Origin of the sequence: Sphingomonas sp. CFBP 13728, from assembly GCF_014841895.1 — a bacterium.
In the GTDB taxonomy this organism is placed as follows: domain Bacteria; phylum Pseudomonadota; class Alphaproteobacteria; order Sphingomonadales; family Sphingomonadaceae; genus Sphingomonas.
Genome location: NZ_JACYUS010000004.1, coordinates 187,273 through 211,836, shown reverse-complemented (window position 1 = coordinate 211,836; position 24,564 = coordinate 187,273). Strand labels below are relative to the sequence as shown.

The following is a 24,564-nucleotide window of genomic DNA, read 5'->3' as shown; positions in this document are numbered from 1 at the left end:
CTGGATATCCTATGAATATGCTTCGCGACCCGGCTTTCGCCTCACCTCATCGGGTAAGTGATCCCGATGGCCCCCCCCCGCCCACATCCCAACCCATGAGTTCAACTATTTCACCGCTGCTACTGCAGTATTGGAACGCGGTCCTGCGGCGACGCTGGACGATCGTCGGTATGGTCTCCGTGTTCGTCGTAGCGGCGCTGATCGCGACGCTGCTGACCGCACCGCGCTACACTGCCAGCGCCCAGCTCGAGATAAGCCGTGAGCAGAAGCGAATCACCAACGTCCAGAGCATCGAGTCCGAGGAAGCCGGGCGCGACATGGAGTTCTATGCGACGCAATATGCATTGCTAAAGACCCGGCCGGTCGCCGAGCGAGTGTCCAGTGACCTGCGGCTGGCCGGCAACGACGAATTCTTTGCTGCACACGGAGTCCAGAACGCCGGTGGCGATCTGGCAGTTGGCAGTCGTGAGCGTAACAGCAAGCGCGAGAAGCTAGCTGTGGACCTGCTGCTGGCCAATGTCGACATCGTGCCGGTGCGCACGTCGCGGCTGGTTAACATCAACTATACCAGTCGGTCGCCGGACTTCTCGGCGCGCGTCGCCAATGCTTGGACCGCGGCTTTCATTGCCAAGAGCATGGAGCGCCAAATCGATTCCACAGCCGAGGCGCGGCGCATTCTGGAACGACGGCTGTCCAACCTGCGGGAGAGGCTCGAGAAATCCGAGCGCATGGTAGTTTCTTACGCCTCGGATGAAGGCATCGTCACGCTCGAACAGACGCGCGATGCGGAGGGTAAGACCCAGGGCACTCGCACGCTGGCGGCGAACAATCTCGACGCACTGAACACCGCACTCAACGTCGCGATCGACGCACGGGTGCTGGCCGAAAGCCGCTTACGCGCGGCGGGCAGTACTACTAGCGAAGCGCTGTCCAGTCCGGCGCTGGCCGGGCTGCGTCAGCAGCGTGCGCAGGTCGCGGCCGAATACGCAAAGATGCTCGTCCAGTACGAGGCTGGCTATCCCACAGTCGAGGCGCTGGCGCGGCAACGTGACTCGCTAGATACAGCGATCCGCCAGGAAACTGATCGAATCGCCGGCGGGCGGATGCAGGAATACCGTCAGTCGCTGGCACGAGAGATGGAACTGCGTACGGAAGTTGAGCGCCTGCGCAGTGGCCTGACCAAGCAGCAGCGCGCTAGTATTCAGTGGAACGTATATCAACGCGACGCAGACACCAATCGGCAGCTCTATGATGCGCTTCTTCAGCGCTACAAGGAGATCGGCATCGCGGCTAATGTCGGCGCGGACAATATAAGCGTAGTTGAGCCCGCGCAGATTCCGGGCCTACCGTCGTCGCCTAAACTATTCCTTAACCTAGCGTTGGCTTTGGTCGGCGGGCTTATAGTCGCCGGCGTCGTTGTTGTCGCTCGAGAACAGCTCGACGACGGCGTGCGCGAACCGGCCGAGGTGCAGACATTGCTCGGCCTGCCATTTCTGGGCAATACGCCGAACGTGGAAGGTGAAGTCGTCAACGAACTGGGCGACGTTAAGTCGCACCTCTACGAGGCGTATTTCAGCGTCCGGTCGAACTTGGCGTTCACGACCAGCCACGGCCTTCCCCGCACGATGTCTGTCACCAGCACGCGCCCAAAAGAGGGAAAGAGCTCGACCGCCTTGGCGCTGGCGATGGTAATCGGACGCACCGGTAAAAACGTCTTGTTGATTGATGCCGACATGCGCTCGCCGACGCAGCACTATCTGGTCGGATGCCCCAACACTGCCGGCCTGAGCAACTATCTAGCCGGAGACGACGACTGGCAGAGCAATCTTCAAGTGACATCATACAAAGGTGTTTCACTCATCCCCGCGGGGCCGATCCCGCCTAGTCCCGCTGAGCTACTTACCGGCGAGCGGTTACCGCGCTTTATCGCCAGCATCGCCAGCCAATACGACCATGTTGTGATTGACTCCCCCCCGATCCTTGGCCTGGCAGACGCACCTATCCTTAGTGAGGCGGTTGAAGGATGCATCCTCGTCGTGGAGGCTAGTGGTGTGCCGGTCCGGGGTATCCGTTCGTCAATCGCTCGGCTGGAAATGGTAAATGCGCAGATCTTCGGCGTAATCCTGACCAAGCTCGAACAGCGGCGTGGCGGTTATGGATACGGGTACGGCTATGGCTATGGCGGCGACCGCTACGGCGATGATCGAACCTGACCGTCAAGCCCTCGCTATGCGCTTCCCTTCTCTTTCCCGGTCGTTGGCAATTGGTTTCGGCGGCCTTGCGGCTCTGGCGGGTGCCGTCGTCGTCGCACAGGACGCGGCTGGAAATGCGTTCGCGCGCAGCCGCCCCGACCTTGCACTACTCGCAGTGCCTTATCATTCCGTTGCGTTGGCACACCAGGTCGACGATGCCATGGTCGCGACGGATACTGTGAGCGCCCAAAAGTTGCAGGAAATGCTCTCGGCTGCGCTGCGGCGCGAGCCGCTTAGCGCTGACCTGATCCGCCAACTCGCGATAATGCGCAGCCTAAAGGGGAATACCCCCAATTCGCGCGCGCTGATGGCGCTAGCCGAGCGGGCCTCGCGCCGTGACCTGCCGACGCAGATATGGATGATTGAAGCTGCAGTGTCAGAGGGCAAGATTAATCGTGCATTGTCGCACTATGATATAGCGCTGACGACATCAAAGCAGGCGCCTGCTCTGCTATTTCCTGTGCTCACGAGCGCGATCGCCGAACCCCGAATTAATGCTGCCCTTGCGCGCTATCTGCGCTCGCATCGCCCTTGGAGTGACGCGTTTTTGAGGCAGGCGGTCGCGACCGGCCAGCCACGCGACCTTGCCGCTCTCATTGCCGAAGTCGCTCCCGCGCGTAACGATCTTCCGTTTCGCGCTGCGAAAGCAAGCCTGATCGGCGCGTTCGTCGTCCACAAAGATTTTTCAGGCTTGGACAGTTACGCCGCAACGTTGCCACCGGCCGACCAAGCATCGATTCGTGTGATCGGCTTTTCCGGCGCGACGACCGACCGGCGGCTGCGACCACTTACCTGGGAACTGACCGACGATGCCGACCTCGGTGCCAGCTACGACGAGGGCGACCGATTGCGGATCAGCGCTCGCAGTGGCACGCGAGGCATCGTGGCGCGGCGTATTGTCTTTAAGCAGCCCGGCACATGGCGCTTGCGCCAGACCGTTACACCGGGGGCAGACGAATCCGGGCTCGACGTGTACTGGGAAGGCTATTGCTTGGACCATTCCGGCCAGAGCGCCTTCTGGTCACAGGAAATGCCGCAACATACCACAGACGTGCAAACCGATATCGCAATTCCCGAAGGATGCCGGACGATCGAGTTGCGTATTCTCGCCAGCGCCGACATGGACAGTGCGTCCGCTGTCCTCACTCTTTCCGGAGTTTCGCTCGTCCCGATCGGCTAGGACCAGTATCTACTTCGCCATGAACGTCCGCTACCAGGAAAGCGTATAATCGATGAGACGCATATTTGTCACCGGAAGCGCGGGCTTCATCGGCTTCCACCTTTGCCGCCTACTATTGGCGGAGGGGTACGTCGTATACGGCTATGACGGCATGACCGACTATTACGACATCCGCATTAAAAAAGGGCGCCATGCTATTTTGGCGCAGGACCCGCGCTTCTCGGCTATTGAGGCGATGCTGGAGGATCGCGAGCAGCTGGATGCCGCGATCGACGCCTTCGCGCCGAACGTCATCGTTCACCTCGCAGCCCAAGCAGGGGTGCGGTACAGTTTGGAGAATCCTCGCGCTTATCTCGACGCGAACGTGATCGGCACGTTTAACGTTATGGAGGCCGCGCGGCGCAATCGGATAGACCACCTGCTTATGGCATCCACTTCGTCGGTCTACGGCGCCAACGAGGAAATGCCCTTCACCGAAACCGAGAAGGCCGACACCCAGCTCACGATCTACGCCGCCACGAAGAAGGCGACGGAATCGATGAGCCATGCCTATGCGCATCTGTGGGACCTGCCCACGACGATGTTCCGGTTCTTCACGGTGTATGGCCCTTGGGGCCGTCCCGATCTGGCTCTGTACAAGTTTGTCGACGCCATGCTCAAGGGGCGGCCGATCGACATCTACAATCACGGCGAGATGTACCGCGACTTCACCTATGTCGATGATCTAGTCCGCGCCATCCGTCTGTTGATCGATGTAGTGCCGGTGCGTCCGGCTGACGCAGCTGCGGTGCCCCCGGGAGATTCGCTAAGCCCGGTTGCGCCTTGGCGAATTGTCAACATCGGCAATTCAGACAAGGTACGGCTGCTAGACTTTATCGAGGCGATCGAGGACAGTCTCGGTGTTAAGGCGATACGCAACTACATGCCGATTCAGCCGGGCGACGTTCCCGCCACTTGGGCCGACGCATCTCTGCTCCAGCGCTTGACCGGCTATCGTCCACAAACACATTATCGGCAGGGCATCGAAGATTTCGTCCGCTGGTTTCGGGAGTATTATCAGAAGTGAGCGATCCTGTGCAGACGCCGGTGCCCGTACTGGCCAATCTCAACTTGGCCATCGTCGGATTGGGCTATGTGGGCTTACCACTGGCGGTCGAATTCGGCCGGCAGCGTCCGGTCGTGGGGTTTGACATAGACGTCGCGCGGATTACCGCGTTGCACAACGGTATCGATCATACGCTCGAGACCGAGGCGGACGAGCTGGCGGCTGCCACGCACCTGCGTTTCACTGCGTCGGTAGAAGATATTGCAGACTGCAATTGCTATATCGTCACCGTTCCGACGCCTATCGACGCGCACAAGCGTCCCGATATGACCCCACTGGTCAGAGCATCCGAAACAATCGGCCGTGTACTAAAGCGCGGCGACATCGTCATCTATGAGTCGACCGTCTATCCCGGTGCTACCGAAGAAGTGTGCGTGCCGATCTTGGAAGAAGTGTCCGGTCTAGTCTTCAACCTCGACTTCTTTACTGGCTACAGCCCGGAACGGATCAACCCCGGGGATAAGAGCCATCGCCTGCCTGATATCCGCAAGGTGACCAGCGGTTCGACCGAGGCAATCGCATCGCTGGTTAGTGCGTTGTATAACGAGATTATAACTGCCGGCACCTTCCAAGCCGAGAGCATCCGCGTTGCTGAGGCAGCCAAAGTGATCGAAAACACGCAGCGTGATCTTAACATCGCGCTCATCAATGAACTGGCGATCATCTTCAACAAGCTGGGCATTGATACTGAGGCCGTATTGGAGGCTGCCGGGACCAAGTGGAACTTCCTACCCTTCCGCCCAGGACTGGTCGGCGGTCACTGCATCGGCGTCGATCCCTATTACCTTACGCATAAGGCTGAATCGATCGGCTACCATCCGCAAATTATCTTAGCCGGACGGCGGCTGAACGATGGCATGGGCAGCTACATTACCTCGCAACTGATCAAGAAGATGCTTCAGCAGCGCCTACAGGTCGACGGTAGCCGCGTGCTTATCATGGGCTTTGCCTTCAAAGAAAACTGCCCAGACATCCGCAACACGCGGATAATTGACATCGTCCGGGAGTTACGTGATTACAATTGCTCGGTTGATGTCCACGATCCTTGGGTGGCGGCGCAGGACGTTGAGGATCATTACAGCCTGCCAATGGTCGCCGATCCTCAGGCCGGCACGTACGACGCGATTGTTTTGGCAGTTCGCCATGACGAGATCGTGGCCATGGGAGAGGCGGCACTACGCCGGCTGGGGAAGTCAGGCCACGTCCTGTATGATCTAAAGAACATCCTGCCGCGTGGCCAGTCGGACCTGCGGCTGTGATGCAGATTGGCGACCGCGTAATTGGGCCCGAACACCGGCCCTATGTCATCGCTGAGGTAGCGCAGGCGCACGAAGGCAGTCTAGGCAACGCCATGGCGTTCGTCGATGCGGCCGAGGCGGCAGGCGCCGATGCGGTTAAGTTCCAAACTCATATCGCGGACGAGGAGAGCACGCCGCATGAACCGTGGCGCGTAGCCTTCAGTCGGCAAGACGCCAGCCGCTACGACTATTGGAAGCGGATGGAGTTTAGCTTCGATCAATGGGCGACTTTAAAGTCGCATTGCGACGCTCGCGGCATTACCTTTCTCAGTTCGCCCTTCTCGCTAAAGGCCTGCGACTGGCTGGAGCGGTTTGGCATGCCGGCGTGGAAGGTTGCCTCAGGCGAGATCAACAATGACGAACTTCTCGGCCGGATCATGGCGACTGGGCAACCGGTCATCCTGTCGACCGGGCTGGCTACGCCCGATCAGGCGATCGCGACTACCCGCCGCGTCCAGGCTAATGGCAATGCCGTTGCGCTGCTGCATTGCACAACACGCTATCCTACCCCCGCTGAGGAAGTCGGGTTAAACATCGTGTCGGATTTCCGCGCGGCTCTACCCGACGTGCCGATCGGCCTGTCAGACCATTCCGGAACACCACACCCGGCGGTAATCGCAACCTATCTTGGCGCTGCAATCATCGAGGTTCACCTTACACTGCACAAGGGCCTGTTCGGTCCCGACATTTCCTCCTCTCTAACCCCGGATGATTTGCGGCGTCTGGTCGATGGCATCGACATGGCGTGGCGAATGCGCCAGCATCCGGTTGACAAGGATCGCCAGCTAGGTGGCTTGGGCAAGGAGCTCAGTATCTTCGGGCGCAGCCTGTACACAGCCGTCGCAGTGCCCAATGGTACGCGGATCAGCACGGACATGCTGGTTTACAAGAAGCCCGGCGGGGGGTTGTCCTATGCAGATCGGAACGCGCTGATCGGCCGCACCGCCGTTGGCGACCTTCCCGTCCATCACCTGCTGGATATTAGCGATGTCGTGTAAGAAACGGGTTTGGGTCGCGATCACTGCGCGTCCGAGCTACTCGCGCATCCGCGCCGCACTAGAAGCACTGCAAGCGCGCGACGACGTCGAACTGAGCGTAATATGTTCGGGATCGGCGCTGCTCGATCGCTATGGCCGCGTCGTCGACCTAATTCGTGCGGACGGCTTTGTAGTGGTTGACGAACTCTACACCTTTGTTGAGGGAGACGACTTGGTGAACATGGCGCTGACGACGGCGGCGACCATCAATCATACGGCGGCCGCCCTGCGCCGTGGCACACCCGACATCGTGGTGACGATCGCTGATCGCTACGAGACGTTGGGGACCGCGGTGGCGGCAGCCTATCTAGGCATTCCACTGATTCACGTCCAAGGCGGAGAGATCACCGGCAATATCGACGAGAAGGTCCGTCACGCGATCACTAAGCTGGCCGATCTGCACCTGGTCGCAACCGACATGGCGGGTCGCCGCGTGGCTCGCATGGGCGAGGCACCAAGCGCGATCCATGTCACCGGCTGTCCCTCAGTCGATTTGGCGCGCGAATCCGATACAGTAACGACACCCGACTTACAGGCCGTGCTCGATTCGCTCGGTACCGGCGCGCATGTCGATCTCGATCGTGATTTTGTCGTCGTGATGCAGCATCCCGAGACCGACACACATTCCGACAGCTTTAACCAGATGTCGCAGGTACTGGAGGCGGTTGATGCACTGTCAATGCCGGCGATCCTGTTCTGGCCAAATGTCGATGCCGGGTCCGACGGCACATCGAAGGCAATCAGGGTCTTCCGCGAGCGCGCTGGCGGTCAAGTTATGCGGTTCATCAAGAACCTAGAGGGGCGCCAGTTCTTGGCACTGCTGCGCCGTTCGTGCTGCCTAGTAGGCAATTCAAGCGTCGGTATCCGCGAGTCTGCGTTTTTGGGCGTACCAGTTGTTAACATCGGCGATCGCCAAGTCGGACGCGAGCGGTGCGCGAACGTCGTCGATGTCGCTTGCAATGTCGACGCGATTGGCCGCGCCGTGCAAGAGCAGATCGGCCATGGCCGTTATGCGTCCAGCACGCTTTACGGCAATGGCCATGCTGGCCAGCGGATCGCAGAGCTGATAGCCACGGCGAAGCCCGATACACGCAAGCGATTCCACGATGCCTGAAATCCTCTGCCTCATCCCCGCGCGCGCGGGCTCTAAGGGCGTTCCGCGCAAGAACCGGCGTGACGCTGGCGGCATTCCACTCATCAGCCACACAATCCGAGCCGCGCGCGCCGCAACAACGCCATCGGCAATTGTTGTGTCGACCGATGATTCAGAGATCGTGGCAATCGCCCGCGACGAGGGGGTGGAAGCGATCGTGCGCCCAGGCGCCTATGCGGCCGATCACAGTCCGGTGATCGATGCCGTCCGCCACGTCTTGGCGACTCGAGCCGAGCAAGGTGCGAGTCGGGCGGACGTCATCGTGTTGCTTCAACCGACATCGCCCTTTCGCGAGCCCGGCGATATCGACGCGGCTATCGCCTTATTTCTCGCCAGCGGGCGGACCCCCATCTGCAGCGTTTATCAAACAGAGGACGCGCATCCGGCGCGTATGTACCGGATCGTGGACGGACACCTAGAATCACTAATGCCGGAACTGGCGTCGGTACGCAGGCAGGACCTCCCCCCCGTCTATCATCGCAATGGGTCGATATACGTATTTGGGCCGGCAGAGGTAGCGTCCGGTCGGATCATCAGCGACCACATGATCCCTTATGTCATGCCTGTCACCTCGTCGGTAAACGTCGATACGGAGATCGACCTACTGCTGGTCAACGCCATACTGGAAGAACGGGCTGAAGCAGCGAAATGACTGTCCTTGTCCTCGAACCTGATGGCTTTCCGGCCGTGGCGCTGGAGCGGTTGCGCGCGCGCGGTGTCGTCGTACTCGGCCCCGACATGCCGGCTGCGAGCGATGCACACACGGTTTTCGTGCGGCTCGCAACCGTAATTGATGCGGCCTTCCATTCCCGCTATCCCTCGCTACGCTGGATCGTGTCGCCTACCACTGGCCTTAACCATATAGATCTCGACTATTTCGCCGCGCAGGGGGTGAACGTTCTCTCGCTGCAAGGCCGGGTTGATTTTCTTGATAATATTCATGCGACGGCCGAGCATACCCTGGCGCTGGCACTCGGCCTGATCCGCCGCCTCGCACCCGCAGCCGGCGACGTCGCGTCGGGCCGGTGGAACCGCTATCCCTTTAAGGGTCGCGAACTGCGGGGCAAGACTGTCCTGCTCTACGGCTATGGTCGGATCGGTCGGATGGTTGCACCGTTATATCATGCCTTCGGCTGCCGGGTGCTCGCGTTAGACATCGTACCCGATCGCGTGCCCGATTGCATGCGCTGTGATCGCGAAACCGTACTGTCGCAGGTCGACATCTTGTCGATCCACCTGCCGCTCGACGCGACAACGATCGGGATAATCGATGCCGACATGATCGGCCGGCTGCCGCATCATGCGATCGTCGTAAACACGGCGCGCGGCGAGATTGTCGACCAGCCCGCGCTGTTCGCGGCGCTGACGGACGGGATGCTGGCGGGGGCGGCGCTGGACGTTCTGTGGGGCGAACCCGATCCGATCAATACTGCAATGCGCGACCATGTCGCCGCGCTGGGCGACCGGCTCCTCGTCACCCCGCATATCGGCGGCTTCACCCATGAATCGCTCGCGGCGGTCGAAACCTACATCACTGACCTGTTCCTCGATGTCGCTGACAATTGATAGGGGCCTGCGGCTAATTCGCGGCAACATTGAGACGCTCTTCGCCATCGCCAATTTTGGTGCTTCCAGCATATTCTGGCTGGCGCTCGCCTTCCTGATCCCAGCGGCGCGCTACGGCCAGATGATGACGTTACAGGCAGCGGTCTTCCTGATCGTAACGGCGCTTACGTTCAGAACGCACGACCTCGTCTTCTTTCTAGTCAGGAACCGTGGCCAAGGCATCGATCAAGCCTTTCGGATTGGCTTCGCAATTGAGGCGGTCGCGGCGGTCGTTGCGACGCTAGTCTGCGCTGCGGTAGCAGCAACTGTCTGGCCCATGCCCGGAGCAACCCCGACGGGAGCGGCGCTGCTCGCGTTGGTCGCCGGGATCGGCGGCGCGCAGGGTGCGGCCGTCGCAAAGCTGCGCTACTTGGTCCGGGGGCGCAGCGTCATGCTGGCCGATGCGGCCTGCATGGTCGGCTGGATCGCAGCAGGGCTGACTGCGCTGGCGCTGCGCAATGCCTCGCTGCTGACGCTGCTGACCGTCGGCACGGTGCCAAATGCGCTGCGCACGGTCGCTTTGCTGGCAGGGGTCCGACGTCATCGCGGCGTTCTTGACTCAGCGCCGCTGGCATCGGGCTGGGCTGATCGAGGTGCGATCATTCGTTTCTTGGGCGGGGCGCAGCTTACAAATTTTTTGAAGAACGGTAGCGTTTCGATAGAGACCATGATCCTTGCGGCCTTCTGCCCGCCGACCGCGGTTGCGATGTACCGGTTGGCCAAGTCGACGCAGGGCGCGGCCAGCGCTGCCATCAACGTAGAATATCAGCGCAGCTATTCCGCATTGGCTCGGGCGGACACGCACATGGCACGGCTAGCAGCTGTTCAACATCTCCGGCGGAAGTCGATCCGGCTATGCGTCGCACTGTATCCTGTGTCGGCTACCTTCGCGCTCGCCTATGCGCTCCACAAGCCTGATATCGGCCTTGTAACCTTCCAATTCGTGACTCTAGCTGCGTTCGTCGCCTTTATCCCAGCCGCTGCGCAGCAAGGGTATATGATCCTCCTGCTGCAGGAAGGCGCACACCGAACGGTAAATGCGGCATATATCTTGTCGGTAGGCCTCCTATGCACGCTCTCGCTGACGTTGCTGGCGGTACCAACGATCTCGATCTTTCTGACTGCGCTGATCGCGTCGGCTGTTGCCCGGGTGTGGTTTCTGTCTGTAAAGGCGGCACCACTATTATCCTGAACGCCCGCCTGCGCCCAAGCGTGCGGCTCGTCGATTCTGCGGATCTTTTGTTATGTCCAACATTGCCGTCATTTTACCTTATGCAGTCTCTATCCGCGACTTCGTCCATACCGGCACGCTTGAACAGCTTCTGGCGATCCCAGGCGTTCGAATGCAGATCTACACCCAAAATCCCGATTTGCCCGAATTCGACGCCATTCGGTCAGACAAAGTAAGCATACTGCAGATGTCGGAACCGGGGGTATCGCGGATCGAGCGGCTGTTAAAGACGCTATATCCGCTACTGTTCTACGACACGTTTTACAATGTTCACCAGTCACTAGCTGCGTCACCGGCCAAGCGGATAATAGCGCAGGCGATGGTTGGCCTGCGACAGCTGATCGGCACGCGACGCACGCTGCGCCTCTACGCTCGGTTGTTGCTGGCTGTCGCGCGCAAGGACAGCACGAACCGGATTGTTGGCGAACCCGATCTGGTCATCGCCACGCGATCGACGATTAATTCGTTGGACTACGGCCTGTTGCTCGAGGCCGCCCGCCGAGGGCTACGGCAGCTTACTGCCGCGAGCAGCTGGGACAATTTCACAACCAAGGGCTTCTTTCCCTTTCCAGTCATGCGCACCGTAGTGTGGAACCGCAAGATGGCTGACGAACTCGAGCAGATCTTCCACGTTCCCGCCGATACTATCACCATCGCCGGCTATCCCCGCCTTCGCCTGATCGAGGACAGCGGCACGGTACGCGACGCGCCGGATTATCTCTCGAGAATTGGCCTTTCAAATTATCGCAGGTTCGTGCTGTACAGCGCCTCTTATGCCGAGCTAACGCGAATACCCGGCGAGGGGGTGCCGCGCGAGTACCAGTTAATCCATGCCGTGGCGGAACGACTTGCGGCGACCCTGCCAGACGACACGTGCATTCTGGTGCGGCTGCACCCCTTCAGCGAGGCGGCGGACGAGGTGTACTTCGCCGACATTGCCAACCTGCGTGTCTTCGTTCCTGGCCGCGGCGACCGCTATGTGGAACGGGTTATGAGCATCGCCGACGAGGTTCACCTTGCAGCCCAACTGCGGTTCGCCGTCGCCATCGTCTCGATGGCCTCGACGATGACCATCGACGCGCTCGCGCTGGACCGCCCGATTATCAACGTGGCGTTCGAACCGGATGGCGCGAGCGAAGGGATGATCTGCAACTTCTACCGGCGCAATCACTTCCGCGACCTCATCGCCGCTGTCCGTCCGCCGCTCGCCCGTAGCGTGGATGACGTGGTAACCTTCGTCAATCTATGCCTGTCCGGTGATCAACCGATGACGATAGACTATGACGCCTTTGAACGCTTGTACGTGCCACGCGCATCGCGTGCCTATCCGGCCGTCGTCCGACGCGCCGTCGAGGAGCTTTTATCTGATGTTTGACGCTATGAATACCCGAGACGACGAGCACTGGAACTACTTCACACAGGACCGACAGTATTCCGACCTCCTCAAGCAGCGATTGAATGACGGGGTCAAGATGGACTCCGCGAGCACCATGGGCCGCTATTTGAACGAGAACGCGACTGGCGATCTTGCTATCGTAGATTTCGGCGGCGGACCCGGCCATTACTATCCCGTCATCGCCGACCGCTACGAACACGGTTCGGTCGATTATCACAGCGTCGACATAGATGCTGACAACATCGCTTTCGGCACCTGCCATTTCGGGCATAATGCTCATGCCCGTTTTTCGGTCGGCTCCGCGCTTGATCCTGCAGAGTTTCTAGTGGACCGCAACTGCGTAATATCTGCCAACACTCTGCCTCACATCCCGACTATAGAGCCCCTGCTGACCGCAATCACGGCGGCGCCCAGCGTTCGCTTCTTTCTGTTCCGGATGCTGATCGGGGAGGAATGCGTGCAGATTAAGAAGCACCTCAGTGACACTTCCTTCGAGGACCTGTTCGAACGCGGCTATCAGCACAACAACATTTATTCCCTGCCCTATCTGCAGTCGCTGCTGGGCGAGACATGGTCGCTGGATCGGCTGCCCGACCTTTATGACATCGACCGCCTCGCTGGCCATTCGGTGCCAATGCAGGCTACCGATCACTTTTACAGCAATCGCGTCTCGCGGCCGGTCGGTGATATGATTTTCAAGGGCGACATCTATATGCCATGGACGTTCGTATTGGGTACGAGAACTACTGAGTGAAAATTTTTCTACTCGCGATCGGTGCGCGCGACCGGGCAAGTTCGCGGCTGCGAATATGGGATCATGTCGACTGGCTGCGTGGCCAAGACAAAAGCGTTCGCGCTGACAGCCTTGTTCCGTTAGGCGCAAAGGTCATATCGATACAGCTAGTTGCGCGAATCATTGCGCGGGTGCCGCGTTGGATTGCGGCGTTCTTATGGGCCGATGCCATCGTACTACAAGAAGTGCTGCTGCTGTCGCCGCTGTTGCTGATAAAGAACTTGGGCAAGGACCGACGGGTAGTGTTTGATTTTTCAGATCCGGTCGACCGGCACGGATCTGGATGGAAGGGATATATCCGTCGCGCGGCATTCGAGCTAATCGTGCGCCGGGCAGACATTGTGATGGTGGAGAACCGCTCTTATCTCGATTTACTGCGAGGTCGTGCCCGGACCTGCATGCATTTTTACGGCCCGGTTGACGCCACTCGCTACGGCGGGACCCGCGCTGCGCTGCTGCCCCGCCGTCATGACGCCCCAGTGCGGATTGGCTGGACTGGCAGTCCCGGGACGTATCGCTTCATCGCGCCGCTAATGCCGGTGATCGATGTGATCGCACGCGATCATCCGATCGAGGTGATGTTGATTGGCGTCGCGGCGATCGACTATGATTTCCGCCATGCGACGCTGCGGCTCGTTGCCTGGGACGAGACGACCGAGTTCGCGACCGTGCCAACGTTTGACCTTGGGTTGTTCCGCCTCGACGATAGCGAGGATGCCTTGTGGCGGGGGGCCGGCAAACTGTTCATTTACATGGCAGCGGGCGTGCCATTCTTAGCTAACGACCGTGGTATCGCGCGCGACCTGATGGCAGAGGCCGGAGTAGGCTTTCGTGTCGCTGGCGGTGCCGATTGGGAAACGGTGCTGCGCAACGCCGTTGCAAACCGTGATGCCCGAGATCGGATGGCGACGGCGTCGCTCGATCGCGCCGCGATGCTTTCCTACGAAGCGTATCGCGCGACGCTGATGGCGGCCTTGGCTGCCCCCGGTAGAAGGAACGCGACATGATCGGAACCTTGCTAACCCTGATCGTATGCGGCAGCCTTTTTATTCTGTCGCAGGCATGGTGGCGCAGCTATCTAAATCCGGTGAGCCTTGGGATATTGGCTTGGATGCCGGCGCTGGTAATGTTAAACTGGCCACCCTATTTTCTGTCGCCAATTTACATTTACCTTAACCGACCAGTTAGCCAGTATATCTATATCGCGATGGCGATGGGGTTCCTATCGTTCTGGGCGGGCTGCGCACTGGTGAAGACGCTTTCACCGACCGGGGCGTTCCAGCTGTCGGAGGCGAGACGGATGGACATCAATCCGGTCGTCGCGACCGGATTATTCTCACTGGGGCTGGCTGTGTTCCTGTACAGCTACACTTCCTCGGGGCTTGCGGATTTCGCCAATCTCGACGCCCAGCAGGTCGCTGAAAGCCGATTGAACCTGCACCTCGGCTTGCTTAGCTTCGTCACGATCCTGATGGATATCGTGGCCATTGCCATGTTCGCCCGGTTCCTGCGGACGGGGCGGTGGGCCTATCTCTTGCCTCCGACGATCGCGATCATGTGCTATGCAGCAACACTCCAGAAAAGCCCGGTGGCTTGGCTGGCCATCGCGTATGGTGTCGTCGCTTTCCTGCATCCCCGCGAAAGCTATCGTATGCTGTTAGGTACGCTGCCGCGACGGTTGCTGGTCGTCGGCTTCGCCATCACCTTAGTCGCTGGCTTTTTCGCGATGAATCAAGCGCGTGGGCTCGGCGAGACGCAGATGACCGGCGCGTCGGGTCCTGCGATGGAACAGATTTATATATATTCAGGTGCGTCGGCGATCATGAACCTTTCCGTCACCGTCGACGGGTATCTGCCGTCGGAACCGAAGCTTTACGGAGCCTATATAGGTCGGCCTATCCTATGGCACGTGGTAGATCGCGACCTGTTCAAAGCCACCCGTTATTTCGGCGGGGTCAATACAGGTACCTATCTCCTGTATGGCTGGGCTGATTTTCGCTGGTTGGGATTCGTAATCACACCGCTGCTGACCGGGGCGGTCGTCATGATCTTCCTGCGTTTCGCGTTTGCTGGCAGTTTGCTGGGCATGGTGTTCGGGGCGATCGCCATTCGTGCCGTCGCAATATCGGCTGCGACCGACGTCATCTTCGATCCACTTACGCCAATCATCCTGATAATCGCCGTTGTCGCCTGTACGGCGATGCGACTGACAATGCCCCGACAGGCCGCGATACAGGTCCAGCGCGGCACTCTCTCGCTGCAGCAACGCCAGCGCCGGGCTCCCTACCCGTGACGAGGCGCGGCATATGACGCTGGAAAGCGCGGCCGGTGCGACTACCATCGCTACGATGCCGACCTGTATCACTGGCCGAAGGCTGAACAACATCGCCGAGTTGCGCCTGCTGTTCGCCGCATCAGTGGTGCTGTCGCACGCCGCGACGCTGCTTGGCGACGAGGGTTATCGGTTACTGCGGACGGTGTTGAACTCCGAGGCCGCAGTGCAAGGCTTCTTTATCCTGAGTGGGTATTTGGTATGCGGCAGCTATGCCCGCATTCAGCATCCCGCCGCCTTTTACCGGCGCCGCTTCCTACGCATCTATCCTGCCTATGCCGCGGCAGTGGTGATCCTGACCGCCGCGTCGCTGTTGCAGAGCAGGATGCAGGACGTCTCAGTCGCTTGGTCTGAATTGCCACGCTACTTCGTTGCCAACCTGCTGACCCTTAACTTTTTCAAGCCGACAATCGATGGGATGTTTGCGGACAACGCCTTTCAGGCGGTTAACGGCGCGCTGTGGTCTATCAAGGTCGAGATAATGTTCTACGCCATCCTGCCGGTGGTGTACGCGCTGGCGCGGCGATGGACGTTCCTAACCGTGTCGATGGCGCTGGTGGTTGCTGGCGTCCTGTGGTGGCCGCTTCTCCGGGTCGTGGGCGACTGGTTCGGCTATACCCCGCCGCTGTCACTGAAGTTCCAGCTACCCGGCCAAATCCACTTCTTCGGGCTTGGCATCGCGTTGTTCGCAAATGCGGACGGGAGCATTACGCGGGGCGGGTTAACGCTGGTTTGCGCGGTCGGGATCGGCCTACTGATGTTGGTCGCGCAGACCGAGGATGCCGTCCACGTTCTGGCCTTAGTGACGCTGGTGGGGGGCATCTCCCGCCTGCCGCAGGTGCGTGACATGTTTGGGAAACAGGATATCTCGTTCGGTATTTATCTGTGCCACTTCCCAATAATCCAGATGCTGCTGGCCGGAGGCGCAGCAAAATGGCCATTCGCGCTCTATCTGGCGACGGTATGCGTGCTCGCCATCGGCTATGGCCTGCTGAGTTGGAACCTGATCGAACGACCGGTGCTCGCGATCAGGCGGAAGCCCAGAAGGGAAAACCTATGATCGTCGGAATCGACCTGCACAATATCCGCGACGGAGGCGGACCCAATTATATTCGAAACCTGCTGGAAGTAGCTGATCCCGCGCTGGACGGGTTCGAACACATTCACCTGTTCGGATCTGCGGACGTAGTAGCGCTGCTCCCCGATCGGGCTTGGATCACGAAGCACGCCGTTGCCGAACTCGGCAGGGGATTGCTCTCACGGTTGCGCTTCGTCGCACATCGGCTGCCAACCGCGCTGCGCGCTGCCGGATGCGACGTGCTTTACGCTCCCGGCGGTCTCGCCTTCGGCAATTTCCGTCCCTATGCAACGATCAGCCGCAACATGATGCCCTTCCGGCCGGAATTCTGGAGCATGTACCCCAGGTTTAGTGCCGAGCGGTTGCGCCTGCGCCTGTTGCGCCAGCTCAACGCGGCCACCTTCGCGCGGGCGGACGGAATGATCTATCTGTCTCGGACCGCCGAACAGACCATTGCCCCTCGCCTGTCGCGCCAGCCAACCCACGTCGCGATCATCCCCCATGGGGTCGACCAGCAGCGCTTCTCGCCCGCTCCACGCATAGCGATTGCCGGACCGGAAACGCCGATCCGGATCGTCTATCCGAGCCGCCTCGAACCCTACAAGCATCAAGTCGAGGTCATTGTTGCGTTCGCCGCCATCATGCGCGACATGCCTAATGCGACGCTGACGCTATGCGGCCCTGCCAATCCAGCTTATCGCAGCAAGGTCGAAGATGCGATACAGGCGGCTGATCCGACAAACACGCGCATCCACTATATAGGTGAGGTGCCGAACGCCTCGCTGCCCGCGCTATATGCCGACAGCGATCTGCTGGTATTCGCCTCCTCGTGCGAGAATATGCCTAATATCCTGATTGAAGCGATGGCTTGCGGTATCCCAATCTGCTGTTCGGATCGCTCGCCGATGCCGGAAATCGCGCGTGACGCCTGCCTGTTCTTTGATCCTGCCGTACCGTCTTTGATCGCCGACAGCTTTGTCCGAGCGCTGGGCGACGGCAAAGCGATGCTAGAGCGCGCCCGGCTCGGCATCTGCTATGCAGCGGACTATTCTTGGCAGACGACGGCCCGGCGCACGTTCGCGCTGCTCGGCGTCGTTGCCGCCTCATCAACAACGTAACTCCGCGAAGGAACGACAAGATGCGCGTACTCGTAACAGGGGGCCTAGGCTTCATTGGCACCGAATTGTGCCGCACGCTCGGTAGGCTGGGCCATGAAACTGTGATCGTCGATAGCGTCACGACCCAAGTGCATGGAGAAACACCGGTTTTCGACCTGCCGGCTGGCGCCAGCCTAGTCCGGCTCGACGTACGCGACCTGCCCCTGAGGTATGATGTGCTCGAGGGCGTGGACGTTGTCTTCCATCTCGCTGCAGAAACCGGGACAGGGCAATCGATGTACCAGATCCAACGGTACGTTGACGTTAATGATCGTGGGACCGCGGCGCTACTCGAGGCAATCGCACAATGCTCAACGCGGCCGCGCAAGGTCGTCTTAACGTCCAGCCGCAGCGTCTATGGCGAGGGCGCCTATCGCGACAATAGCGGCCGAATCGTTCAACCCAACCCGCGGACGCGCGGGCAGCTCGAATCCGGCGCTTGGGAGCCCTGCGACGACGACGGCGCACCGCTCCACATGATGGGTACGCCAGAGACGCTTCCGTTCGCGCCCGGATCAATATATGCTGCGACCAAGGCATCCCAAGAATTGCTGATGAGTGCGGCGTCTGAAGCGCTGGGCTTCACTGCTGTGACGCTTCGCCTCCAAAACGTCTACGGCGCGGGCCAGTCGCTGCAAAACCCCTATACAGGGATCATTTCGATCTTCTTTAATCGTGCCCGCCAAGGCATGATGCTGCCGATCTACGAGGACGGCAGGGAAACCCGCGACTTCGTCCATGTAGACGACGTAGTTGCCGGGCTCGTTGCTGCGATGACGCACGACGTGCCCAGCGGCACTGTGTGCAACATCGGTTCCGGAATCGCCACGTCCGTTAACGAACTGGCTGCGGAACTGCTTCGCGCCGGCGGGCTTGATGTACCTGTAGAGGTTACAGGCCAGTTCCGCGTCGGCGACATCCGGCACAATTTTGCCGATATTAACCGCGCCCGCACGCTACTTGGCTACGCGCCGCAGGTGGCGCTGACTGACGGGCTTGCGGGGTTTTGCGCTTGGGCGTCAGGCGAACCAGTTTATGCCGATCGACTCGACAAGGCCACTGAGGAACTCAAGGCTAAAGGACTGGCGAACTGATGGATGGGGTCGCCAGCGTCGGGAACCTAGTCAGGCTAGCGGTCGTTGGGCCAACCTTTTTCTCGTACATTCAGGGTATCGTGAAGGCGTTTGAACGGCGCGGTGTGGCTGTACTGACCTTCGACGAGAAGCACTCTAATCGCGTCCGTGATAAAATCCTGTACCGGCTGGGAATGGGCCATCACCGGCTGTCGCCCTTGCCCCGCCACCTTCGGCAGGTCACCGACCAAATCGTAGAAGCCTGCTGCACCGACGTGCTACTGGTCGGAGTCGAAGTGATCGACCGACCCTTCGTCGAGCGGCTGGTGAAGCAGGGGATCCGTGTCCATTTCTACACCTGGGACGGGACCGCTAATAAAGACCGATTTCTGACCTATCTCGACCTGCTCGACAGCAAGGCAACCTTCGATCCGAACGACAGCCGCGATCACCGGATGGCCTATATCCCGCTGTTCGCCGAAGCCCTGTTCGATGAACGCCTGATAGGCATGGCACCGGCGCGAGACCAGGACATTGGCTTCTGCGGCACCGTCCATTCCTCCCGCGCCGGCATTATCGCGGCGCTGATGAGTATTGATCGACCGCGGCCCTTACGGCTTGGGCTGATGCTGTACTACCACTCGCGCCGCCTGTTCGGAATTAAGGCGTTGGTGTCACGCAGCGCCAGGCGCGTCGCGCCGCTGATCTCCGACACGCCCTTTTCAAAATCCGCCATCGCCGATATGTTCGTCCGCAGCCGCTACATCCTTGACGTCCCACATCCCGGCCAGAGCGGTATGACTGCGCGCACGTTTGAGACGCTGTTAGCCGGTGCCCGGTTGCTGACGCTCAACGCGTCCGCGGAGGCGCTTCTGCCCTCATCCTTCGCCAATCGCGTGACCGTGATCGGCGACATCGCCGATCTCGCATCAATCGATTTCGATGCCGTCGGACCGTTGCCACCGCTGACCCACGAACAGACCTATTTCCTGTCGCTTGACCGTTTCCTAGACCAGTTATCGGCGATGATGCGCCTGCCGGCATAGCCCTCTGCCACGGCGGCTGTCATGCGGTGCCGGCGGCAATCCGGTCGAGCGCATCCACCAGCGATCCACCCATGGGCATGGCGAAGCGATACGCCACTTCCGGGGCCAACCGACTGGATGCCAGCAAGCGGGAATGTACTGCTGGCGCGATCCGGTGGGCGATTGCGCCAGCGGCAGCCGAAACCGGGAAGGAACGAAGCAGCCGTCCCGTCACACGCTCTATCCGCTCACGCAAAAGCTCATAACTGAAGGCGGTCGGATCGGCGATATGGACGACGCCGTCCACCGGGGCCAGCGTTAAGGCGCGGATGGCAGCGGCAAGTGCGTCATAGCCCAGCATCGCCCGTGCGATCGGCGGCATTACACGCGGCACCATCCCGATCGTACGAACGAAACCAACTAGTCGGGTCAGCTTGTCGGAGCCGTCGCCGAACAACATTGGAATGCGGACTATTGTGACTCCGAACCCCGGTGCGGCACATAAACACAGATCCTGATCGGCCCCCAGCTTGGATCGACCATACGCGGTTTCCGGCAATTCGGGCGTATCGGCATCGATCAGCATGGCCGAGCCATAGACAGCAAAACTGGACATCTGGATGAAGCGCGTGGCACCTGCCGCTTTCGCGGCCTTGGCCCAGCGCAGTGCGACGTCGTGGTTGATCCGGTGCAGTACCGCATCCGTACCTATCGGCGTGCCGACACAGTTCACGACGACGCTGCCTGACGGGATCACGCCGTCGGGCACTTGCGTGTAATCGGCAAGGGTGAGACCCGGTTCCTTGCCGCGATGGACTGCGACAATGCGGCCCGGCCATGCCTGCCGAATCGCCCGGCCGGCCCGACTTTGCGCCCCGACCAGCACGAGGGTCGGGCCCTCATCTTCAGACGGATCCGATGCCCGTTTATTCATTCTGCGCGTCCCTTAACTATGGCATAAACATGCGGTGTCATATTGCGGCGAGCAGGACAATCCTGGGCACCTTCCGCCATGATTGCACAAAGCAACGGTTCTTCTTATGAGGACTGCATTATGCGCACTCTGCGTACAATTACCGAAAGGCGAGCTATCAAACGGTTCCTCGATCTAGCGATCTGTTTATGCCTTGTGCCGATCGCACTACCGATATGCGTTGCCGCGATGATCGCGATTCGTTACGACAGCGCGGGGTCGCCGCTGTTCGTCCAGCGACGTGTTGGCCGGAATCGCCATGTCTTTCGGCTTTTGAAGCTGCGCACTATGGCCGCCCGTTCGGGTGATTTACCATCGCATGAGATAGATCCGATGCAGATCACTCGCGTCGGAGCGTTCCTGCGCCGCAGTAAGTTAGACGAACTGCCTCAGTTACTTAACGTAATCAGTGGCTCGATGAGCCTAGTAGGTCCGAGGCCTTGCCTTCCGAGCCAGCACGTCTTGATCGCGGAGCGGGAACGGTTGGGCTTGTACGCATTCGCACCTGGCGTCACTGGCCCAGCTCAACTGGTCGGCATCGACATGTCGGACCCAATCCTGCTTGCGCGAACAGAAGCGGATTATTTCCATGTCGCAACACCGATGCGCGATCTATCGCTAATCGTGCAAACCGCGTCTGGCGGCGGCCGTGGTGACGCCGCGCTGCAAAACAAGTGATCGCGCTCTGTACCATGAAATCGTTGATGCTGACGGACCGCTTGCTCGAACTGCCGCGTCCTGCCAAGCGCTTGATCGCGCTTGGTATAGACAGCCTAATTTGCGTTGCCAGCGTATGGACCGCCTTCTATCTACGGTTGGGAGAATGGCCGCCGCTGACGGCGGAACCATCCTATCCGGTGCTTGTATCTATCGCGCTGGCGCTGCCGATCTTCGTTAGTTTTGGTCTATACCGTGCGATATTCCGCTATGCGGGCAACGAATCCGCAGTGGCTGTCGCGCGAGCGGTGGTGCTTTATTCAGTACCGTTCTCCTTCATCTACACCTTTGTCGGCGTAGCTAGTATTCCGCGCACGATCGGCCTGATCCAGCCGATCCTGCTGCTGGTCATGATCGGTGGGTCGCGGGCGCTAGGCCGGATACTGTTGCACGACAGCTATCTTGCCCGCTGGCGGGCGATCGATGTTCCTCGCGTCGTGATATATGGTGCGGGGTCGGCCGGCCGACAGCTCGCCAGCGCCATCCTGTCATCGAACGAGATGCGTCTGGTCGGCTTCATAGACGACAATCCCTCACTGCGACGGGCGACAATGTCCGGCGTGGCGATCCATGGTCCCAACGAGCTAGGGCAGTTGGTAACAAGGCGCTCCGTTTCGCACCTTCTGCTGGCCATTCCCTCCGCTACCCGCGCACGTCGGACGGAAATCATGCACCAACTCCACGAACTGAACCTCAAGGTTCGCACCGTCCCAAGCTTCGTGGAACTTGCCCGCGGTAACATCACTGTCAGCGACCTTAGGGAACTTGATATCGAAGATCTGCTCGGTCGCCCCGCAGTGCCGCCCGACGAAATTCTACTGCGGCGTAACATTGCGCAGGAAGTTGTGCTTGTGACCGGCGCCGGCGGATCAATTGGCAGCGAATTGTGTCGACAGATTTTGCAGGCTAGGCCTGCCCTGCTCTTGCTATTCGAATCGAGCGAATTTAATCTCTATACTTTGCATCAAGAACTGACTGCGGCCGCGATCGCCATGGATCTGGCGCCCGGCATAATCGTACCCTTATTGGGATCGGTTGGCGACGAACGTCGCGTGGAAGAGGTGATGGCGACGTGGCAGCCCAATACCGTGTTCCATGCCGCTGCTTACAAGCACGTCCCGCTCGTAGAGCACAACGTCATCGACGGCGTGCGCAACAACGTGCTGGGGACTTGGGTCTTGGCCCATGCTGCAAGACGTCACAGCGTCGCCAATTTTCTGCTCGTCAGTACCGACAAGGCAGTGCGACCAACCAATGTCATGGGCGCGACCAAGCGGATGGCAGAGATGATCTTGCAGGCACTCCAGCAGGATAACTCTTCGACATGCTTTTCGATGGTCCGATTCGGCAACGTCCTAGGGTCGAGCGGATCGGTCGTGCCGTTGTTCCGTCGCCAGCTCGCCGCAGGCGGACCTCTGACCGTCACGCACAAGGATATTACTCGATATTTTATGACAATTACAGAGGCCGCGCAGCTTGTCGTTCAGGCAGGAGCGATGGCGCGAGGTGGCGACGTCTTCGTGCTCGACATGGGCGATCCGGTGCGGGTGATTGATCTTGCTCGCAACATCATCGAACTGTCCGGCCTGACGGTAAGGGACGAAACCCATCCGGAGGGCGATATAGAAATCCGAGTTGACGGCCTTCGCCCTGGTGAGAAGCTGTTCGAGGAATTACTGATCGCCGGTGAACCGACGCCGACCGCGCATCCGCGCATTTTGCGATCGCACGAGGATTTCTACGATCTCGTCACGCTCAAAGGCCTTATTCGCACATTGTGCGAACGGCTGGACAAGGGTGACGCGGCATCGGTGCGTGACATGCTAACAAAGATCGTTCTAGAATACGTCCCAAATTCGCCCTTGGTCGACCACGTGGTTCTGTCGTTAACGCTGGCCTCCCCTCGGGTATCACCGCTAGGGGTTCTAAGAGAAGGCGTGCATTAACCGGCCTGGCAGGATCGGCGTTTCCTGCATGGTGGGTGCCGCCGCAAACTTTAGCGGCGACGCCATGACAACAAGCCCCATCATTTCAGCCGCACCTGCATGCCTTCGCCCAAGACATGCTCGATTTTGTTTGATGGGAGGGCAAAGCTGGTTTGACGCTAAACAACGGTAAGGGGCTCGGAAGTCAACGGAGAGAGTACCCGATGACGCGCAACCCTGCCTGTTCGTGAGCGAACACGATGGTTTTGACCGCGTTAGGCTTGTCGGCAAAGCACGTCTGGAACTGAAGTACTTGGTAGTCACCTGCTGGCGCGCCGGGCAGCGTTTTCGTCTGCACCGCACTTTGCAAGGTGCGTGACGAAGCCGGCCCGAGCGGCTGTCGGACAGGCTGGATCGTCGTGGTTGACGTGACCCCCGCCTTTCATCCAGCGTCAACCAGAGACCGACCGTTGCTTCTTGAGTTCGGTGGCAAAGGCGGCCGGTGTGGCGTAGCCGAGCGAGGAGTGTGGCCGCTCGGTGTTGTAGTCCTCGACCCAGCGGGCGAGGATCGTGCGCGCCTGGCGGACCGTGAAGAACAGCGTCTCATTGAGCAGCTTGTCGCGCATGCGACCATTGAAGCTCTCGACGAACCTGTTCTGAGTTGGTTTGCCCGAAGTGATATAGTGCCGCTCGACGCCGACATCGCCCGACCACGCGAGCATAGCGTTTGAGGTCATCTCGGTGCCATGGTCGCTGACGATCATCTTGGGCGCGCCACGCTCGGCGATCAGGTCACCCAGATCGCGCACCACCCGCTTACCCGATATCGACGTGTCGAGCATCGTCCGCAAACGCTGGCGTGTCACGTCGTCGACGATGTTGAGGATACGGAACCGCCGCCCTGTGTCTATCTGGTCACGAACGAAGTCTAGGATTCAGCGCTGGTTGGGTAGCGCTAGCACTGGCGCAGGTGCCCGCGCGCGGACGGCGCGCTTTCGTCCCTTCTGGCGACGGACTGTCAGACCTCCCTCACGATAAGCCGCTGTGTCTTCTTGCGGTTGATCGTGATGCCCTCCCGCCGAAGCAGAATGTGCAACCGCAGATAGCCGAACCGTCGGCGCTGCTGCGCCAACTCACGCAGACGCGACCGAAGGTCGCCATCATCTGCTCGGCTCGAGCGATACCGCATGCTCTTGCAATGCGCCCCGACGACAGCACACGCCCGCCGCGAAGC

Annotated in this window: 21 protein-coding genes and 1 pseudogene; 19 read left to right on the top strand and 3 right to left on the bottom strand. The window is 59.9% G+C overall.

Going from position 1 to position 24,564, the window contains the following annotated elements:
* Positions 1–95 precede the first annotated feature (95 nt).
* From IFT67_RS16995 to IFT67_RS16915, 17 genes are read left to right on the top strand one after another with little or no spacing between them, the layout of a single operon-like run.
* Positions 96–2,213 carry a GumC family protein gene (locus IFT67_RS16995; RefSeq protein ID WP_192239341.1) on the top strand — a complete coding sequence of 706 codons (2,118 nt, stop codon included), beginning with the start codon at positions 96–98 and terminating at the stop codon, positions 2,211–2,213.
* Positions 2,200–3,432, top strand: coding sequence for a hypothetical protein (locus tag IFT67_RS16990; RefSeq protein WP_192239340.1), 1,233 nt, complete (start codon positions 2,200–2,202; stop codon positions 3,430–3,432). Before IFT67_RS16995 ends, IFT67_RS16990 begins: the two co-directional genes overlap by 14 nt.
* A gap of 52 nt (positions 3,433–3,484) precedes the next feature.
* Complete coding sequence (locus IFT67_RS16985) at positions 3,485–4,498, top strand: NAD-dependent epimerase/dehydratase family protein (protein WP_192239339.1); 1,014 nt, start codon at positions 3,485–3,487, stop codon at positions 4,496–4,498.
* Positions 4,495–5,796, top strand: a complete 1,302-nt coding sequence (gene tviB, locus IFT67_RS16980; RefSeq protein WP_342450642.1) for a Vi polysaccharide biosynthesis UDP-N-acetylglucosamine C-6 dehydrogenase TviB — start codon at positions 4,495–4,497, stop codon at positions 5,794–5,796. Before IFT67_RS16985 ends, tviB begins: the two co-directional genes overlap by 4 nt.
* Positions 5,796–6,833: an N-acetylneuraminate synthase family protein gene (locus IFT67_RS16975; RefSeq protein WP_192239338.1), complete on the top strand. Its 1,038-nt coding sequence runs from the start codon at positions 5,796–5,798 to the stop codon at positions 6,831–6,833. Before tviB ends, IFT67_RS16975 begins: the two co-directional genes overlap by 1 nt.
* Positions 6,823–7,986 carry a UDP-N-acetylglucosamine 2-epimerase gene (gene neuC, locus IFT67_RS16970; RefSeq protein ID WP_192239337.1) on the top strand — a complete coding sequence of 388 codons (1,164 nt, stop codon included), beginning with the start codon at positions 6,823–6,825 and terminating at the stop codon, positions 7,984–7,986. The genes IFT67_RS16975 and neuC overlap by 11 nt, the downstream gene beginning before the upstream one ends.
* Positions 7,979–8,677: an acylneuraminate cytidylyltransferase family protein gene (locus IFT67_RS16965; protein WP_192239336.1), complete on the top strand. Its 699-nt coding sequence runs from the start codon at positions 7,979–7,981 to the stop codon at positions 8,675–8,677. The genes neuC and IFT67_RS16965 overlap by 8 nt, the downstream gene beginning before the upstream one ends.
* On the top strand, positions 8,674–9,591 hold the full coding sequence (locus IFT67_RS16960; protein WP_192239335.1) for an NAD(P)-dependent oxidoreductase: 918 nt from the start codon (positions 8,674–8,676) through the stop codon (positions 9,589–9,591). The genes IFT67_RS16965 and IFT67_RS16960 overlap by 4 nt, the downstream gene beginning before the upstream one ends.
* Positions 9,575–10,822, top strand: coding sequence for a hypothetical protein (locus IFT67_RS16955; RefSeq protein ID WP_192239334.1), 1,248 nt, complete (start codon positions 9,575–9,577; stop codon positions 10,820–10,822). The genes IFT67_RS16960 and IFT67_RS16955 overlap by 17 nt, the downstream gene beginning before the upstream one ends.
* A 52-nt stretch (positions 10,823–10,874) precedes the next feature.
* On the top strand, positions 10,875–12,236 hold the full coding sequence (locus tag IFT67_RS16950) for a CDP-glycerol glycerophosphotransferase family protein (RefSeq protein WP_192239333.1): 1,362 nt from the start codon (positions 10,875–10,877) through the stop codon (positions 12,234–12,236).
* The gene (locus tag IFT67_RS16945) at positions 12,229–13,011 is read left to right on the top strand and encodes a class I SAM-dependent methyltransferase (protein ID WP_192239332.1); all 783 of its coding nucleotides are present in this window, start codon (positions 12,229–12,231) and stop codon (positions 13,009–13,011) included. Before IFT67_RS16950 ends, IFT67_RS16945 begins: the two co-directional genes overlap by 8 nt.
* On the top strand, positions 13,008–14,057 hold the full coding sequence (locus tag IFT67_RS16940) for a glycosyltransferase family protein (protein ID WP_192239331.1): 1,050 nt from the start codon (positions 13,008–13,010) through the stop codon (positions 14,055–14,057). The genes IFT67_RS16945 and IFT67_RS16940 overlap by 4 nt, the downstream gene beginning before the upstream one ends.
* The gene (locus tag IFT67_RS16935; RefSeq protein WP_192239330.1) at positions 14,054–15,343 is read left to right on the top strand and encodes a hypothetical protein; all 1,290 of its coding nucleotides are present in this window, start codon (positions 14,054–14,056) and stop codon (positions 15,341–15,343) included. Before IFT67_RS16940 ends, IFT67_RS16935 begins: the two co-directional genes overlap by 4 nt.
* A 13-nt stretch (positions 15,344–15,356) precedes the next feature.
* A complete protein-coding gene (locus IFT67_RS16930; RefSeq protein ID WP_192239329.1) occupies positions 15,357–16,442 on the top strand; it encodes an acyltransferase family protein in 1,086 nt (361 codons plus the stop codon).
* The gene (locus IFT67_RS16925) at positions 16,439–17,578 is read left to right on the top strand and encodes a glycosyltransferase family 4 protein (protein WP_192239328.1); all 1,140 of its coding nucleotides are present in this window, start codon (positions 16,439–16,441) and stop codon (positions 17,576–17,578) included. Before IFT67_RS16930 ends, IFT67_RS16925 begins: the two co-directional genes overlap by 4 nt.
* A 20-nt stretch (positions 17,579–17,598) precedes the next feature.
* Positions 17,599–18,711: an NAD-dependent epimerase/dehydratase family protein gene (locus IFT67_RS16920; protein ID WP_192239327.1), complete on the top strand. Its 1,113-nt coding sequence runs from the start codon at positions 17,599–17,601 to the stop codon at positions 18,709–18,711.
* Complete coding sequence (locus tag IFT67_RS16915; protein WP_524539094.1) at positions 18,711–19,736, top strand: WaaS/CpsH family glycosyltransferase; 1,026 nt, start codon at positions 18,711–18,713, stop codon at positions 19,734–19,736. The genes IFT67_RS16920 and IFT67_RS16915 overlap by 1 nt, the downstream gene beginning before the upstream one ends.
* 19 nt (positions 19,737–19,755) lie before the next feature.
* On the opposite strand, the gene IFT67_RS16910 is transcribed toward IFT67_RS16915, so the two are convergent.
* Positions 19,756–20,649 (bottom strand): NAD-dependent epimerase/dehydratase family protein, encoded by an 894-nt coding sequence (locus IFT67_RS16910; RefSeq protein ID WP_192239325.1) that lies wholly within the window; start codon positions 20,647–20,649, stop codon positions 19,756–19,758.
* Positions 20,650–20,727: 78 nt separating this feature from the next.
* On the opposite strand from IFT67_RS16910, the gene IFT67_RS16905 reads away from it, so the two are divergent.
* Together IFT67_RS16905 and IFT67_RS16900 are read left to right on the top strand one after the other, a co-directional pair.
* On the top strand, positions 20,728–21,366 hold the full coding sequence (locus IFT67_RS16905; protein ID WP_206757940.1) for a sugar transferase: 639 nt from the start codon (positions 20,728–20,730) through the stop codon (positions 21,364–21,366).
* Positions 21,367–21,380: 14 nt separating this feature from the next.
* Complete coding sequence (locus IFT67_RS16900) at positions 21,381–23,351, top strand: polysaccharide biosynthesis protein (RefSeq protein WP_197983128.1); 1,971 nt, start codon at positions 21,381–21,383, stop codon at positions 23,349–23,351.
* A 184-nt stretch (positions 23,352–23,535) separates the two neighbouring features.
* Here IFT67_RS16900 and IFT67_RS21005 read toward each other — a convergent pair whose 3' ends face one another.
* Both IFT67_RS21005 and IFT67_RS16890 read right to left on the bottom strand, forming a co-directional pair.
* A complete protein-coding gene (locus IFT67_RS21005; RefSeq protein WP_192239370.1) occupies positions 23,536–23,745 on the bottom strand; it encodes a DUF4019 domain-containing protein in 210 nt (69 codons plus the stop codon).
* A gap of 55 nt (positions 23,746–23,800) precedes the next feature.
* Positions 23,801–24,564: pseudogene (locus IFT67_RS16890) on the bottom strand (IS3 family transposase); the annotation flags it as partial.